Source organism: Curtobacterium sp. MCBA15_004 (assembly GCF_001865055.2).
In the GTDB taxonomy this organism is placed as follows: domain Bacteria; phylum Actinomycetota; class Actinomycetes; order Actinomycetales; family Microbacteriaceae; genus Curtobacterium.
Genome location: NZ_CP126266.1, coordinates 999,698 through 1,015,378 on the forward strand (window position 1 = coordinate 999,698; position 15,681 = coordinate 1,015,378).

Consider the following 15,681-nt stretch of genomic DNA (forward strand, 5'->3'; position numbering starts at 1 on the left):
CTGTACTCCTCACAGTTGCGAACTACCGGTAGACTGGCGTGTCGGGCGTTCTGCCCGCGGGTGTGGCGCCGGAAGGCTGCAGCCCCGACCCTCTCCAAAAGATCTTGAAGGATGTCCTGTATGGCGCTCGCCACCCGGTCCGACCTGCGCAACGTCGCCATCGTGGCACACGTCGACCACGGCAAGACCACCCTCGTCGACGCGATGCTCACGCAGACCAACTCGTTCGACGCCCACTTCGAGGGCGAAGACCGCATGATGGACTCGAACGACCTCGAGCGCGAGAAGGGCATCACCATCCTCGCGAAGAACACCTCGGTGCTCTACAACGGGGTGCACGCGAAGGAGTTCGGCGACGGCGGCCCGATCACGATCAACGTGATCGACACCCCCGGCCACGCCGACTTCGGTGGCGAGGTCGAGCGCGGCCTCTCCATGGTCGACGGTGTCGTGCTGCTCGTCGACGCGTCCGAGGGCCCGCTGCCCCAGACGCGCTTCGTGCTCCGCAAGGCGCTCGCCGCCAAGCTCCCGGTGATCCTGCTCGTCAACAAGACGGACCGCCCGGACTCCCGCATCGACGAGGTCGTCTCCGAGTCGCAGGACCTGCTGCTCGGCCTGGCGTCGGACCTCGCGGACGAGGTCGACGACCTCGACCTCGACGCGATCCTCGACGTGCCGGTGGTCTACGCCTCCGGTCGCGCCGGCGCCGCGTCGCGCAACAAGCCCGAGGACGGCACCCTGCCGGACAACGACGACCTCGAGCCGCTGTTCGAGGCGATCCTGCAGCACGTCCCGGCCCCGAAGTACGACGACGAGCACCCCCTGCAGGCGCACGTCACGAACCTCGACGCCTCGCCGTTCCTCGGCCGCCTCGCGCTGCTGCGCATCTTCCACGGCACGATGAAGAAGGGCCAGACCGTGGCCTGGGTGAAGCACGACGGCACCGTCGCGAACGCCCGCATCACCGAGCTGCTCATCACGAAGGCGCTCGACCGCTACCCGGCCGAGTCCGCGGGCCCCGGTGACATCGTCGCCGTCGCCGGCTTCGACACCATCACCATCGGTGAGACCCTGAGCGACCCCGAGGACGTCCGCCCGTTGCCGACCATCACGGTCGATGACCCGGCGATCTCGATGACGATCGGCACGAACACCAGCCCGCTCGTCGGCAAGGTGAAGGGCCACAAGCTCACCGCCCGCATGGTCAAGGAGCGCCTCGACCGCGAGCTCGTCGGCAACGTCTCGCTCAAGGTCCTCGACATCGGTCGTCCGGACGCCTGGGAGGTGCAGGGCCGCGGTGAGCTGGCGCTGGCCATCCTGGTCGAGCAGATGCGCCGCGAGGGCTTCGAGCTCACCGTGGGCAAGCCGCAGGTCGTCACGCGTCGTGACGAGAACGGCAAGCTCCAGGAGCCCTACGAGCACATGACGATCGACACGCCGGAGGAGCACCTCGGCGCGATCACGCAGCTCATGGCCGCGCGCAAGGGTCGCATGGAGAACATGACGAACCACGGCACCGGCTGGATCCGCATGGAGTTCATCGTGCCGTCGCGTGGTCTCATCGGCTTCCGCACGTCGTTCCTCACCGAGACCCGCGGCACCGGCATCGCCAACGCGATCTCGCACGGCTACGACGACTGGGCCGGCCCGATCCAGACCCGCATCAACGGCTCGATCGTGTCCGACCGCTCGGGTGTCGTCACGCCGTTCGCCATCACGAACCTCCAGGAGCGGATGACGTTCTTCGTCAACCCGACCGAGGAGGTCTACGAGGGCATGGTCATCGGCGAGAACTCGCGCGCCGACGACATGGACGTGAACATCACCAAGGAGAAGAAGCTCACGAACATGCGTTCGGCGAACGCCGACTCCTTCGAGTCGATGACGCCGTCGCGCCAGCTCTCCCTCGAGGAGTGCCTGGAGTTCGCGCGCGAGGACGAGTGCGTCGAGGTCACCCCCGACGCCGTCCGCATCCGCAAGGTCGAGCTCGACGCGCAGGCACGCCAGCGCGCCTACGCCCGCCTCAAGCGCCAGGACGCGTAGCGGCAGGTCGCGTCAGCGACACGGCAGCAGCCGGGAGGCACGCCCTCCGTCCGACGGCCCGGTCACCTCGTCGAGGTGGCCGGGCCGTCGGCGTCCCCGCCCCCGGTGGTGTCGCCGTCGGTGGTCCTGCCGTCGGTGTCCGGGGTTACGGTGGACGGGTGACCCTCGATCTGCTCTCGCTGTACCAGGACCTGCACGCCCACCCGGAGCTCGGCTTCCAGGAGCACCGGACGGCCGGCGTCGTGGCCGACCGCCTCGCCGAGATCGGCGGGCTCGAGGTCACGACGGGCGTCGGCGGCACGGGCGTCGTCGGCGTGCTGTCGAACGGTGACGGCCCGGTCGTCTGGCTCCGTGCCGACATGGACGGCCTGCCCGTGCAGGAGCGCACCGGGCTGGCCTACGCGAGCGAGCACACCGGTCGCGACGACGAGGGCAACGACGTCCCGACCATGCACGCCTGCGGCCACGACATCCACGTGACGTGGCTGCTCGGCGCGCTCGAGCGGCTCGTCGCCACCCGTGCGGACTGGCACGGCACCGTCGTCGCGGTCTTCCAGCCCGCAGAAGAGGTCATCTCCGGTGCCCGCGCGATGATCGAGGACGGGCTCGTCGACCGCTTCCCGACGCCCGACGTCGTGCTCGGGCAGCACTCCGCGCCGGCCCCGGTGGGCGTCGTCGCGGTCGGCTCCGGCCCGGTGATGGCGTCGAGCGACCGCCTGACGATCACGTTCAACGGTCGCGGCGCGCACGGCTCGGCACCGCAGGCGTCCCTCGACCCGATCGTCACCGCGGCCAGCGCCGTCGTGCGGTTGCAGACCGTCGTCTCGCGCGAGGTGTCCCCGTCGGACGCCGGGGTCGTCACGGTCGGCAGCTTCCACGCCGGCACCCGGCCGAACATCATCCCGGACCAGGCCGTGATCGAGATCTCGACCCGGGCCCGCAACGAGGAGACCCGCGAGCGGATCATCGCCTCGATCGAGCGGATCGTGCGTGCCGAGAGCGACGCCGGCGGGCTGCCCGCCCCGACGATCGAGCGTGCCCCGGGCGCCGAGGTCACCGTGAACGACGCCGACGCCGCAGCACGCGTGCTCGAGTCCCTGCACGGGGTGGTCCCGGACGCGCGCGACCTCGAGATCGGGCTGGCGATGGCGTCGGAGGACGTCGGTCAGCTCGCCACCGCCGCCGGTGCGCCGCTCGTGTACTGGTTCACGGGCATCACCGACCCCGAGCTGTTCCGGAGCGGGGCCGACGTGCCGAGCAACCACTCGCCGTTCTACGCGCCGCAGGCCGAGACCGCGATCCCGGTCGGGGTCGACGCCCTCGTGGCGGCGACCCGTGCCCACCTGTCCTGACCGACGGGCGGGGTGCCCGCTGCGCCGGCGCGTTGTCGTGGTCGTGACCACGGGGCGGACCGGCGGCTTCCCAGGGGACGCACGCCGGGCCTCCCGGCAGTCGTCCTAGGGTGACCGCATGCGAACGTCACGAACCCTGATCGCCGCCGTCACGGCGGGCATCGCCCTCGCCGGTCTGACCGGCTGCTCCGCCGACGCGGTGCGGCAGGCGACCGACCTCGGCTCGTCCGTCGCGTCGAACGTGAGCGAGACCGTGCAGGGCATCGACGGCGGGGCGATCCAGGACGGCATGTCCTCGGTGGCCGGCGGCATCGACGGCGCGCTCGACACGGCGCTCAAGGGCACGGGTGTCACCTCGGACGGCAAGCTGCCCGACGGGTTCCCGACCGCCCAGGTCCCGCTCGTCGACGGCACGGTGCTCGGCGGCGGTTCCGGCCCCGACGGGTCCGGGTGGGTCGCGCAGGTCCGGGTCGCCTCGGTCGACGACTTCACGGTGGCCGCGCAACGCCTCGCGGACGCCGGGTACACCGAGTCGGCGAAGCGGGCGGACGCGTCGAGCGCGTTCGGCATGTTCCGGAGCGACGCGTACCGCGTGGTCCTGACGTTCTCGCAGACAGGCGACGGCGTCACGGCGACGTACATCGTGACCCCGCGCTAGCGAAGTAGCCTGGGGGACGATGTCCAAGGTCCCCGCCACGCGCCCCGAGCGCGTCCTCTTCGTGCACGCCCACCCCGACGACGAGACCCTCGTGTCGGGCGGCACCATCGCGACGCTGCTCGAGCTCGGCGCCGAGGTCACCGTCCTGACCGCCACGCGCGGGGAACGGGGCGAGGTGCTCGTCCCCGAGCTCGCGTCGATCGTCGGCGACGGTGCCCGCGTGGCCGCGCACCGCGAGACCGAGATCGCCGCGGCCCTCGCCGCCCTCGGCGGCCCGGCGCACCTGTGGCTCGGCGGACCGGGTGCCCGTCCGACCGACCTGCCGCACCGGCGGTACGGCGACTCGGGCATGCAGTGGGGCGCGGACGGTCGCGCCGTCGCGGCCGACGACGCACCGGCCGACTCGCTCACCGCCGCGGACCTCGGCGAGGTCGTCGACGACGTGCGCGCCGCCATCCGGTCGACCGGGGCCGACGCGGTCGTGAGCTACGCCGACGACGGCGGGTACGGGCACCCCGACCACGTGCGGGTGCACCACGCGGCGCGGTACGCGGCCCGTGCCGAGGAGGTCCCGTTCTCGATGATCGTCGACCCCGGGTCCGCCGAGGTCGACCTCACCGTCGACGTCCTGCCCGTGCGGGCGAAGGTGCGTGCGGCGCTCGAGCAGTACCGGTCGCAGGTCACCGTCGACCCGGCCGACCCGGAGCAGCCTCGCGCGCTCAGCTGGGTGATGCCCCACGGCGAGCGGCAGCACGCCCCCGCGGTCGAGGCGTACCGGCACGACGCCGACCCCGTGCCGCAGGCACCGCAGACCTTCGCCGAGATGTCCCGGCAGGGAAAGGCCGCCGCGGTGGTCGTCGCCACGGTGCTCGGACTCGTCGCGGGTGCGCTCGGCACCGTGACCCACCAGCAGACCCTCGGCGGCTTCCCGGTCGGCACCGTCATCACGACGCTCATGGTGGTCGGGTTGCTCGTCGGGCTCCGCCTGCTCTACCGGTCGCGGGCGATGGTCGCCGCGGCCGGGATCGCGGTCATGGTCGCGACCCAGGTGCTCTCGTCGGTCGCCGGACCGTCCTCGCCCCTGGTCCCGCAGAACCTCGCCGGCTACGTGTGGACGTTCGCGCCGGCGGTCATCGCTGCGTTCACGCTCGCGTGGCCGGACCTGTCCGGCCTCCGTGCGGCGCGGTCAGGGGCCTCGGCGCCCCGCGAGTAGACTCGGGTTCGCTCAGTCCGAAGGGAGCACCCGCACCGTGACCTACGTGATCGCCCAGCCCTGTGTCGACGTCAAGGACCGCGCCTGCATCGACGAATGCCCGGTCGACTGCATCTACGAGGGTGACCGGTCGCTCTACATCCACCCCGACGAGTGCGTGGACTGCGGGGCCTGCGAGCCCGTCTGCCCCGTCGAGGCGATCTACTACGAGGACGACCTGCCCGACCAGTGGGCCGACTACTACAAGGCCAACGTCGAGTTCTTCGACGAGGTCGGCTCGCCCGGCGGCGCCGCCAAGGTCGGCGTGATCCACAAGGACCACCCCGTGGTCCTCGCCGAGCCCCCGCGCGGCTGAGCCCGGGGCAGCACGTGGCGCTCGACCTCCCCGACTTCCCCTGGGACCAGCTCGTCCCGTTCAAGCAGCGCGCCGCGGCGTACGAGGGCGGCATCGTCGACCTCAGCGTCGGCTCGCCCGTCGACCCGACGCCCGCGGTGGTCCGGACGGCCCTCGCCGAGGCCACCGACGCGCACGCGTACCCGCAGGTCGCCGGTACCCCGGCCCTGCGCGAGGCGATCGCGGACTGGTACGGACGCCGACAGGGGATCGCCCTGACGCCGGAGCAGGTCCTGCCGACGATCGGCTCGAAGGAGTTCATCGCCGGGCTCGCGCTGTGGCTCGGCGTCGGTCCGGGCGACACCGTGGTGTTCCCCGAGGCCGCCTACCCGACCTACGAACTCGGCGCCGCACTCGTCCGCGCCGAGGCACTGGCGTCCGACGACCCCGCCGCGTGGCCGGCGACGACGAAGCTCGTGTGGCTGAACTCGCCCGGCAACCCGGACGGCCGCGTCCTGTCCGTCGAGCAGCTCCGCGCCGCCGTCACCCGGGCCCGCGAGCTCGGTGCCGTGGTCGTCGGGGACGAGTGCTACGCCGAACTCGGGTGGGAGCCGCCGTACGACACCGCCCCGACCCCGTCGATCCTCGACCCGCGGGTCGTCGGCGACTCGGTCGACGGCGTCCTCGCCGTCTACTCGCTGTCGAAGCAGTCGAACCTCGCGGGCTACCGTGCCGCCTTCGTCGCCGGGGACGCCGTGCTGCTCGCCGAGGTCCTGGCCGTCCGCAAGCACACCGGGATGATGCCGCCGCTGCCGGTGCAGCAGGCGATGGTCGTCGCCCTCGCCGACGAGACGCACGTGCAGCAGCAGAAGGCGCGCTACCGGAACCGCCGGAACATGCTCCGACGGGCACTCGACGGGGCGGGCTTCCGCATCGACCACAGCGAGGCCGGCCTGTACCTCTGGGCCACCCGCGGCGAACCCGCGCTCGACACGGTGGGGTGGCTCGCCGACCGCGGCATCCTCGTCGCCCCGGGCACGTTCTACGGCCCGGCGGGTGCGGAGCACGTGCGGATCGCGCTCACGGCGACCGACGACCGGATCGCGGCGGCCGCGCAGCGGCTGGCGAGCACGCGGCGACTGTCCGCGTCCTGACGGGCGTCCGCCGCGCCTCCCGGCCGGTCCGCGGGCTCCGCACCGCCGGGCGTTCCGTGCACAATCCGCGGTTCCCACCAATTCCGGGCCCCCGGATGGTGCACGACCGACAGTGGCCGCGATTAGGCTGTCGTCGTGACTGACACTGCCAACGACGCTCAGAAGACGGCCACACCGCCCACCACGCCCGTCCCCGTGAGCCCGGGCGCCGCCGAGTCGACGGAGACCGCGACGCTGACGTTCCCGGGGGGAACGGCGGAGTTCCCGATCCTGCCGAGCGTCGACGGGGCGTCGGCGATCGACATCTCGTCGCTCAAGAAGCAGACCGGGCTGAACACGCTCGACTACGGCTTCGTCAACACCGGGGCCACCCGCAGCGCCATCACGTTCATCGACGGCGACGAGGGGATTCTGCGCTACCGCGGGTACCCGATCGACCAGGTCGCCTCCGGCTGCACCTACCTCGAGGTCGCCTGGCTGCTCATCTACGGTGAGCTCCCCACGCCCGACGAGCTCGCGTCCTTCGACGCGCGGATCCGTCGCCACACACTGCTGCACGAGGACCTCCGTCGCCTGTTCGACGCGCTCCCGCACTCGGCGCACCCGATGTCGGTGCTGTCCAGCGCGGTCAGTGCGCTGTCGACGTACTACGAGGACGACATGGACGTCGACGACCCCGAGAAGGTCGAGCTCCAGACCGTCCGGCTCCTCGCCAAGCTCCCCGTCATCGCGGCGTACGCGCACAAGAAGGCGATCGGGCAGGCCTTCCTGTACCCGGACAACTCGCTGTCGTTCGTCGACAACTTCCTCCGCCTGAACTTCGGCACCATGGCCGAGACCTACGTGCCGAACCCGGTGCTGTCGAAGGCGCTCGAGCGGCTGCTCATCCTGCACGAGGACCACGAGCAGAACGCCTCGACCTCGACGGTGCGACTCGTCGGCTCGACGAAGGCCAACATGTTCGCGTCGATCTCGGCGGGCATCAACGCGCTCTACGGGCCGCTGCACGGCGGTGCGAACGAGGCCGTGCTCGAGATGCTCCAGCAGATCAAGGACTCCGGCGAGCCGGTGTCGCGCTTCGTCGAGCGGGTGAAGAACAAGGAGCGCGGGGTGAAGCTCATGGGCTTCGGGCACCGCGTCTACAAGAACTACGATCCGCGCGCGAAGCTCGTCAAGGAGTCCGCGCACGAGGTGCTCCAGTCGCTCGGCGTGCAGGACGACCTGCTCGACATCGCGATGGAGCTCGAGCAGATCGCGCTCGAGGACGAGTACTTCGTCAGCCGCCGGCTCTACCCGAACGTCGACTTCTACACCGGCATCATCTACCGGGCGATGGGCTTCCCGCCGCGGATGTTCACCGTGCTGTTCGCCATCGGGCGGCTGCCCGGCTGGATCGCACAGTGGCGTGAGCTGAACAACGACCCGCAGAACAAGATCGGACGCCCGCAGCAGCTGTACGTGGGGCACCCGGAGCGGGACCTGCCGGCGCGCTGACGCGCGGCCCCGGTCCGGGCGGAAGGCCCGCTCGCGTCCCGCGAGTGGCGTCGGACGGGAGGCGCGGTGCGGACTGGCACCGCGCCTCCCGTCCGACGCTCCGCCCGTTCCTCCCATCCGCCCGGTTCGGCCGGTCAGGCCCGGTTCCAGGCGCGGAGGCGCGGGCGGCTACGCGTGCAGCGCGGTGTTCAGCTGGATGCCCTTGCCCTTGCGCTGCAGGGCTTCGACCGCGCCCGTGAGCGAGTTGCGGCGGAACAGCACGTTCGGGACGCCTGAGAGCTCGGCAGCCTTCACGGTGCGGGCGGTCCCGTCGGGTGCCGGGGCGGCTCCGACGAGCACGACCTTGGTGCCGGCCGTGACGTAGAGCCCCGCCTCGACCACGGAGTCGTCGCCGAGCGAGATCCCGAGACCGGCGTTCGCGCCGAGCAGGGCCCGCTCACCGAGGGACACCCGGTGCGTGCCGCCGCCGGACAGCGTGCCCATGATCGACGCACCGCCGCCGATGTCCGTCCCGTGTCCGACGACGACGCCCTGGCTGATCCGGCCCTCGACCATCGCGTCGCCGAGCGTGCCCGCGTTGAAGTTCACGAAGCCCTCGTGCATGACGGTCGTGCCCGGGGCGAGGTGCGCGCCGAGACGGACCCGCGAGGCGTCGGCGATCCGGACCCGTTCGGGGACGACGTAGTCGAGCAGACGGGGGAACTTGTCGACCGCGTGCACCGCGATGCCGGCGCGCTGCAGCGTCGGACGGAGCCGGACGAGCGCGTCGGGGTGCACCGGTCCGGCGTTCGTCCACGCGACGATCGGCAGGTGCGCGAAGACGCCGTCGAGGTTGACCGCGTTCGGGCGGACGTGCAGGTGGCTCAGCAGGTGCAGCCGGAGGTACGCGTCGGGGGTGCTCGCGGGGGCGTCGTCGATCGCGACGGCGGTCGTGACGACCTCGGTGCGGACCTCGCGGCGCGGGTCCTCGCCGACGTGCGCGAGGAGGTCGGCGGGGACGGCGGCGGCGGACGGCAGGGCGCCGAGGTGCGTCTCCGGGTACCAGGTGTCGAGGATCGTGCCGTCGGCGGCGATCGTCGCCAGGCCGTGGCCCCAGGCGTGGGTGGGCTGCGCGGTGGAGGTCGTCTCGGTCACCGGACAAGGGTAGCGAGCGCCCGCGACGGGCGACCGTCCGGGCGGTCCGGACCGCGGTGCCTGCGGCCGGGATCGCGGTGCCTGCGGCCGGGACCGTGGCGCCCGTCGCCGGGGCTGCGGCGCCTGTGGACGGGACTGCGGTGCTCCACAGGTTCGCCGTCGTCCACGGGACCGGGAGGGCCCGGCCGGTAGGCTGCCCGCATGCCGGAGCTGCTCGACCTCACCGCCTCGTCCATCGACATCACGCGTGCCATCTGCGACATCGAGTCGGTGTCCGGCAACGAAGGCCGCCTGGCCGACGCGATCGAGGCGACGCTCGCCCCGATGACGCACCTCGACGTGGTCCGCGACGGTGACGCGATCGTGGCGAGGACGGACCTCGGGCGCGACCGTCGGGTCGTCATCGCCGGGCACATCGACACCGTGCCGCTGAACGGCAACCTGCCGACCGAGTTCCGCACCACCGACGACGGCACCGAGATCCTGTGGGGCCGCGGCACGGTCGACATGAAGGCCGGGGTCGGTGTGCAGCTCAAGCTCGCGCACGACCTCGTCGCACCGTCCGTCGACGTCACGTGGGTCTTCTACGACCACGAGGAAGTGAGCGACTCCCTGAACGGCCTCGGTCGGCTCGCCCGCACCCGCCCGGAACTCCTCGCCGGCGACTTCGCGATCCTGGGGGAGCCGTCGGGCGCCCAGATCGAGGGCGGCTGCAACGGCAACCTCCGGGCCGAGGTCCGGACGTTCGGCAAGCGCTCGCACAGCGCCCGGAGCTGGATCGGCGAGAACGCGATCCACAAGACCGCGCCGATCCTCGCGACGCTCGCCGCGTACGAGCCCCACACCGTGACGGTCGACGGGCTCGAGTACCGCGAGGGCCTCAACGCGGTCGGGATCTCCGGCGGCATCGCCGGCAACGTCATCCCCGACGAGGCGATGGTCCACGTCAACTACCGGTTCGCGCCCTCGCGCAGCGCCGACGAGGCCGTGGCGCACATCCGCGAGCTCTTCGACGGGTACGACGTGCAGATCGTCGACCTCGCCGCGGGCGCCCGTCCCGGTCTCGACGCCCCGCTGGCGCAGGACTTCGTCGCGGCCGTCGGCGGACCGGCTCCGCGCCCGAAGTACGGCTGGACGGACGTCGCCCGGTTCTCGGCGCTCGGCGTCCCCGCCGTGAACTACGGCCCGGGTGAGCCGGTCTTCGCCCACCACGACGACGAGCAGGTCCCCGTCGACCAGATCACCGCGGTCGAGGACGGTCTGCGGCGGTGGCTGACGGCGTGACCACCGGTCCCGCGCGGACCCTCGCGGGACCCCGGAGCGGTGCGCGCTGGCGTGCCCGCTACCGCGCCGCGCCCTGGTGGGTGCGGATCACCGTCGTGTACGTCGCCGCACGGCTCGTCACCGGTGCGATGCTGCTCGCGTTCGCGAGCGTGCAGGCCGCGAACTCGTTCACCGCGGCGCACCCGTCGTACCTGTCCTTCGCGTCGATCTGGGACGGCGCCTGGTACCGGGTGATCGCGACGGGCGGCTACCCCTCCGTGCTGCCGGTCGACGCCGCCGGGCACGTGACCGAGAACGCGTGGGCGTTCATGCCCGCGTACCCGTTCCTGGTCCGTGGGCTCATGCTCCTGACCGGTGCGTCGTTCGAGGCCGTCGCGGTCTCGGTGTCGCTCGTCGCCGGGTGGGGTGCCGCCCTGGTGTTCCGGCGACTGGTCGGTCGGTTCCTCGACGACCCGCGCGCGACCTTCGCGACGGTGCTGTTCTGCGTCGCGCCGGTGTCCGCGGTCTTCCAGGTCGCGTACGCCGAGGCGATGGGCCTGTTCCTGCTCGTCGTCGCGCTGCTGCTCATGGTCGACCGGCGCTGGTGGACGATGCTGCCCGTCGTGCTCCTGCTCGGCATGACCCGACCGACGGGGCTCGCCTTCGCCCTCGCGGTCGGGCTCTTCCTGGTGGTGTGGGCCGTCCGTCCCGCGTGGGTGCGGGAGCCGGATCGCCCGACCCTGAGGGGCGCGCTGCCGCCGCTCGTCGTGGCCGTGGTGTCCGGTCTGGTCGGCCTGGCGTGGCCGGCGATCGCCTGGGCCGTCACCGGGATGCCGAAGGCCTACACCGACACCGAGCTCGCCTGGCGGTCGTCGTACATCGGGTGGGGCGAACTCGTGCCCTTCGCGCCGTGGGTGCAGGGCTTCGGCTGGTGGTTCCGGCAGCCGGTGGGCGGGGTCCTGCTCGCGCTCGTGCTCGTCGGGTTCGCGGTCTTCGTGTTCCAGCCCGCCGCGCGGCGCATCGGTCTGGAGCTGCGGCTGTGGGCCGTGGCGTACCTGGTCTACCTGCTCGCGGTGTTCTTCCCGCAGTCGAGCACGTGGCGCATCCTGCTGCCGATCGCGCCCCTGCTCGGGATCGTCGCGCTGCCGCGGTCGCGGGTGTACCGGGTCCTCCTCGTGGCGGTCTGCCTCGGGCTGCAGTGGACCTGGTTGTACTACTGCTGGTGGGTCGACGGCTACGACTGGACCCCGCCGTGATCGGCGGCCCCCGCCGCTGAGTCCGACGACGCCCCGCCGGGGAGCACCGCGCCGTCCGGCCCGGTGCCGTCCGACCCCGCGCCGACCGAGCCCGCGCCGACCGAGCCGGCGCCGTCGGGCCCGGTGCCGTCGGGCTTCCACGCGGCCGCGGCGGTGACCATCGCGTTCACGGTGGCGATGAACGGCACCGCGAAGAACGCGCCGACCACGCCGGCGATGGTCGTGCCCGCGGTGACGCCGAGCACGACGCCGAGCGGGTGCACCTTCACGGCGCTGCCGGTGAGGAACGGGTGCAGGACGTGGCTCTCCAGCTGCTGCACGACCACGACGATGCCGAGCATCACCAGCGCCGGCACCCAGCCGCTGAAGACGAGCGCGATCACGACGGCCACCGTGCCGCCGACGATCGCACCGACGACGGGGACGAACGCACCGAGGAACACCACGACACCGATCGGGATCGCGAGCGGGAGCTGCAGGGCGAGCGCACCGATCACGATGCCGAGCGCGTCCGTGACCGCGACCACGAGCTGCACGCGGATGAAGCTCGTCAGGGTCTTCCACCCGGCGTTCCCGGCCACGTCGATGCGGGCACGGGCGCGACGGGGGAACAGCCGGACGACCCACGCCCAGATGCGCTTCCCGTCGATGAGCACGAACAGCGTCGTGAAGACCACGATGAACAGCCCCTCGAGCGCGTGCACGACGCCGAGTCCCGCGGCCTGGAACCCGGAGAGGATCGACGAGGCGTGCTTCTCGATGAAGTCGGTGCCCTGCGAGATCCACTTGTCGACCTGCGACGACGTGATGCCGAACGGCTCGGTGTTCAGCAGCGACTGGAGCGAGTCCGCGGTGTGGTGCAGTCGACGCTCGAGCGACGGCAGGTCGTACCGGATCTGCGCGGTGACGACGAGCGCGAGGACAGCGATCACGACGGCGACCGCGAGGAAGCACGAGAGCACCGCGAGCCACTTCGGCCACCGGTGCCGTTGCAGGAACGCTGACATCGGCGCGAGCAACGCGCAGAGCAGCAGCCCGATGCAGAACGGCACGACGATGTCCTGCAGGAGCACCACGAACGCGACGACGACGGCCAGCGCGGCGAGCACGACGAGGAACCGCCACGAGAAGGCGCCCGCGGTGCGCATGCCCGCCGGGACGGCCTCGACGGCGGGGTCGAGGGGGCGTGCACTGCGCGTGGAGCGGATGAACGGCATCCGCGCAGCGTACGCACGGGAGCCGAACGACAGCGGCGATCCGACACCCCCAACCTGGGCGGTTTCGCAGTTCGCCCCTCGATACGGGATAATGGCCAGGCATGTACTGCGCGAAAGGGGACATCTGATGGCAGCGATGAAGCCGAGGACCGGTGACGGGCCGATGGAGGCTGTCAAGGAGGGTCGACTCATCGTCGTGCGGGTTCCGCTCGAAGGTGGAGGCCGCCTGGTGGTCTCGGTCAACGACGCCGAGGCCAAGGAACTCCACGACGCACTCGCCGAGGTCGTCTCGGCATAGTCCGTCGAAGCACCACGTCGACAGGCCCGGAGCACGTACGCTCCGGGCCTGTCGTCGTCTGCGGGAGGCCGGGCGGACGCGCCCGACGAAGCGGCCGCGCTCGACGAAGCGGACGCGCTCGACGAAGCGGCCGCGCTCGAGAACGCGGCAGCGCTCAGGCGCGGACCGCTACGCGGACACCTTCGTCATCTGCAGCAGCCCGTCCCCGGCGGGGGAGAGCGCACTCCGCACCGCGCCCGAGGTCGACACCTCGGTGAGCAGCAGCCGGAAGTCCGTCGTCGCCCGGTCCCGGCGCACCGGGTCGGCCACGCGACCGCGCCACAGTGCGTGCGGGACGAGCACGGTGCCGCCGACACGGGCGAGCCGGAGCCCGTGCTCGACGTACTCGATCACGTGCTCGGGGTCGGCGTCGACGAGCACGACGTCGTACGACGCCTCGTTCATGCGCGGGAGCACCTGGTTCGCACGGCCGGGGATGAGCCGGATCCGGGCGGGGGCGGTGCCGGCGGCGATGTACGCGTCGCGGGCGTACTGCTGGTGGTCCACCTCGACGTCGATCGTGGTGAGGGTCGCGTCCGGGGCCCCGGCGAGCAGGTACAGCCCGGAGACGCCGAGCCCGGTGCCGATCTCGATCATCGCCGTCGCACGCGAGGCAGCGGACACCACGGCGATCTGGGCGCCGATGGCGGGGGAGATCGCCTCGACCCCGAGTTCCAGGGAGTGCTCACGCGCCCGGGCGATCACCTCGGGCTCCGAGACGAGGTCCTCGGTGAACTTCCAGTTCGACTCTTTCTCTGACACGCACACTCCGTTCGGAGGACAACTCTACGGGTGCGGCGCAGTGGGACGGGTTACGCTCGTTTGCGTGTCCATCGACTTCAACAAGATCCTGATCATCGGGATCATCGCGGTGCTGCTCCTCGGCCCGCAGCGGTTGCCGATGTACGCGCAGAAGCTCGCGGAGTTCGTCAAGGCGGTCCGCCGGTTCGCGGACACCGCGAAGGACCGGATGCGCGAGGAGATGGGCCCCGAGTTCGACGACGTCGACTGGCAGAAGCTCGACCCGCGCCAGTACGACCCGCGGCGGATCATCCGCGACGCGCTGCTCGACTCCGGCGGCACGACCGCGGGTGGGATGGCGGCGGTCGAGACCGCGCAGGTCACCGCGTCGCGTGTCCGCGCGACGGCACCCGTCGTCCCGCTCGCCGCGGGCGAGCCCGCCCCCTTCGACGCCGAGGCGACCTGACCCCTCACGGCTGACGGACCCGACGCCCTGCTGACGGGCCGACGCGCGGCTCACGAGCCCCAGGGTCCGACGAGCGGCCCACGGCCGCGACGTGCCCCGCTGACGGACGGGAGGCGCGGTGCCGGCCCGCACCGCGCCTCCCGTCCGTCAGTCCCTGGTCGCGACGACCGTGAACGTCGTCGGCATGCGGTCGCGGTCCGCCGCAGGCCAGACCCACGAGCCGTTGCCGTCCTCCTCCATCCGCGGGCTGAAGCGCCACGGGAGCGTCCGGCCCTCGTCGAGGAGCCGCAGTCGGAGGCCGGCCCCGAGCAGCGCGTTCACGACCTCGGACAGCGGGTGTGGCCACTCGTACGTGCGGGTGTTCGCGACGGTGCCCTCGCCGGCGTAGGTGCCCGCGCCCTCCCACTGCTGCGCGGTGCCGTCCGGGAAGTACCGGTACCGCGTGACGAGCTCGGACGCGGTCTCGTCGACCGCGTACAGCGCCGGGTGGCCGTCGCGGATGAAGAACACGCCGCCGGGGCGCAGGAGCGCGGCGACCTGCGCCGCCCAGCGGTCGAGGTCGTCGAGCCAGCAGATCGTGCCGATGCTCGTGTAGACGACGTCGAAGTCGCCCGTGACGGCCGCGCGGGCGTCGAGCACGTCGGACTCCACCCACGTGACGTCGAGCCCGAGCCGCTCCGCGAGCGCCGCACCGGAGGCGAGCGCGGGCGCGGAGAAGTCGACCCCGGTGACACGGGCGCCCTCGCGCGCGAGCGAGACCGTGTCGGTGCCGATGTGGCACTGCAGGTGGCAGACGTCGAGGCCGTCCAGCGAGCCGGACGGCAGCCAGCGCGCCAGCACCGGCAGGTCGTCGCGCACGACGTCGGAGCGGTGGCCGGGGTCGTCCAGCGCTGCGACGTCGTAGGCACCCTCGTGGATCGGTACCCGGTCGTCCCAGTTCGCTCGGTTGGCGTCGCGGGCGGCGTCCCAGTCGACGGTGACGTGGTCGGTGTTGCTCATGCCGCCACGGTAGCGGGAGA

15 protein-coding genes are annotated in these 15,681 nt (G+C 72.1%); 11 read left to right on the plus strand and 4 right to left on the minus strand.

Annotated elements, in window-relative coordinates; all coding sequences use genetic code 11:
* The first annotated feature begins 120 nt into the window (after positions 1-120).
* The 7 genes from typA to QOL16_RS04820 all read left to right on the plus strand — a co-directional run bounded on the left by typA (position 121) and on the right by QOL16_RS04820 (position 8,248).
* The gene (gene typA / locus QOL16_RS04790) at positions 121-2,043 is read left to right on the plus strand and encodes a translational GTPase TypA (protein ID WP_065959680.1); all 1,923 of its coding nucleotides are present in this window, start codon (positions 121-123) and stop codon (positions 2,041-2,043) included.
* A gap of 158 nt (positions 2,044-2,201) precedes the next feature.
* Entirely contained in the window at positions 2,202-3,395 is a 1,194-nt protein-coding gene (locus tag QOL16_RS04795) for an amidohydrolase (RefSeq protein WP_071283376.1), read from the plus strand.
* Between the two features lie 118 nt (positions 3,396-3,513).
* Positions 3,514-4,053 carry a hypothetical protein gene (locus QOL16_RS04800; RefSeq protein WP_071283373.1) on the plus strand — a complete coding sequence of 180 codons (540 nt, stop codon included), beginning with the start codon at positions 3,514-3,516 and terminating at the stop codon, positions 4,051-4,053.
* 19 nt (positions 4,054-4,072) lie between these two features.
* The gene (locus QOL16_RS04805; RefSeq protein ID WP_071283370.1) at positions 4,073-5,266 is read left to right on the plus strand and encodes a PIG-L family deacetylase; all 1,194 of its coding nucleotides are present in this window, start codon (positions 4,073-4,075) and stop codon (positions 5,264-5,266) included.
* Between the two features lie 37 nt (positions 5,267-5,303).
* The gene (gene fdxA, locus QOL16_RS04810) at positions 5,304-5,621 is read left to right on the plus strand and encodes a ferredoxin (RefSeq protein ID WP_065959672.1); all 318 of its coding nucleotides are present in this window, start codon (positions 5,304-5,306) and stop codon (positions 5,619-5,621) included.
* 14 nt (positions 5,622-5,635) lie between these two features.
* A complete protein-coding gene (gene dapC, locus QOL16_RS04815; RefSeq protein WP_071283367.1) occupies positions 5,636-6,754 on the plus strand; it encodes a succinyldiaminopimelate transaminase in 1,119 nt (372 codons plus the stop codon).
* A gap of 195 nt (positions 6,755-6,949) precedes the next feature.
* Positions 6,950-8,248, plus strand: coding sequence for a citrate synthase (locus tag QOL16_RS04820; RefSeq protein WP_083394945.1), 1,299 nt, complete (start codon positions 6,950-6,952; stop codon positions 8,246-8,248).
* Positions 8,249-8,416: 168 nt separating this feature from the next.
* On the opposite strand, the gene dapD is transcribed toward QOL16_RS04820, so the two are convergent.
* The gene (dapD, locus tag QOL16_RS04825; RefSeq protein WP_071283363.1) at positions 8,417-9,382 is read right to left on the minus strand and encodes a 2,3,4,5-tetrahydropyridine-2,6-dicarboxylate N-succinyltransferase; all 966 of its coding nucleotides are present in this window, start codon (positions 9,380-9,382) and stop codon (positions 8,417-8,419) included.
* Between the two features lie 201 nt (positions 9,383-9,583).
* Between dapD and dapE the strand changes: the two genes are divergently transcribed.
* Positions 9,584-10,666 carry a succinyl-diaminopimelate desuccinylase gene (dapE, locus tag QOL16_RS04830; RefSeq protein WP_071283360.1) on the plus strand — a complete coding sequence of 361 codons (1,083 nt, stop codon included), beginning with the start codon at positions 9,584-9,586 and terminating at the stop codon, positions 10,664-10,666.
* A complete protein-coding gene (locus tag QOL16_RS04835; RefSeq protein WP_071283481.1) occupies positions 10,663-11,901 on the plus strand; it encodes a hypothetical protein in 1,239 nt (412 codons plus the stop codon). Before dapE ends, QOL16_RS04835 begins: the two co-directional genes overlap by 4 nt.
* On the opposite strand, the gene QOL16_RS04840 is transcribed toward QOL16_RS04835, so the two are convergent.
* Positions 11,880-13,118 carry an AI-2E family transporter gene (locus tag QOL16_RS04840; RefSeq protein ID WP_071249608.1) on the minus strand — a complete coding sequence of 413 codons (1,239 nt, stop codon included), beginning with the start codon at positions 13,116-13,118 and terminating at the stop codon, positions 11,880-11,882. The genes QOL16_RS04835 and QOL16_RS04840 overlap by 22 nt on opposite strands.
* A gap of 127 nt (positions 13,119-13,245) precedes the next feature.
* On the opposite strand from QOL16_RS04840, the gene QOL16_RS04845 reads away from it, so the two are divergent.
* Entirely contained in the window at positions 13,246-13,416 is a 171-nt protein-coding gene (locus QOL16_RS04845; RefSeq protein ID WP_022905043.1) for a DUF3117 domain-containing protein, read from the plus strand.
* A 168-nt stretch (positions 13,417-13,584) separates the two neighbouring features.
* On the opposite strand, the gene QOL16_RS04850 is transcribed toward QOL16_RS04845, so the two are convergent.
* Positions 13,585-14,217 carry an O-methyltransferase gene (locus QOL16_RS04850; RefSeq protein ID WP_065959663.1) on the minus strand — a complete coding sequence of 211 codons (633 nt, stop codon included), beginning with the start codon at positions 14,215-14,217 and terminating at the stop codon, positions 13,585-13,587.
* Between the two features lie 64 nt (positions 14,218-14,281).
* Between QOL16_RS04850 and QOL16_RS04855 the strand changes: the two genes are divergently transcribed.
* Entirely contained in the window at positions 14,282-14,662 is a 381-nt protein-coding gene (locus QOL16_RS04855) for a twin-arginine translocase TatA/TatE family subunit (protein ID WP_065959660.1), read from the plus strand.
* A gap of 147 nt (positions 14,663-14,809) precedes the next feature.
* Here QOL16_RS04855 and QOL16_RS04860 read toward each other — a convergent pair whose 3' ends face one another.
* The gene (locus tag QOL16_RS04860; RefSeq protein WP_071283357.1) at positions 14,810-15,661 is read right to left on the minus strand and encodes a bifunctional 2-polyprenyl-6-hydroxyphenol methylase/3-demethylubiquinol 3-O-methyltransferase UbiG; all 852 of its coding nucleotides are present in this window, start codon (positions 15,659-15,661) and stop codon (positions 14,810-14,812) included.
* Positions 15,662-15,681 lie beyond the last annotated feature (20 nt).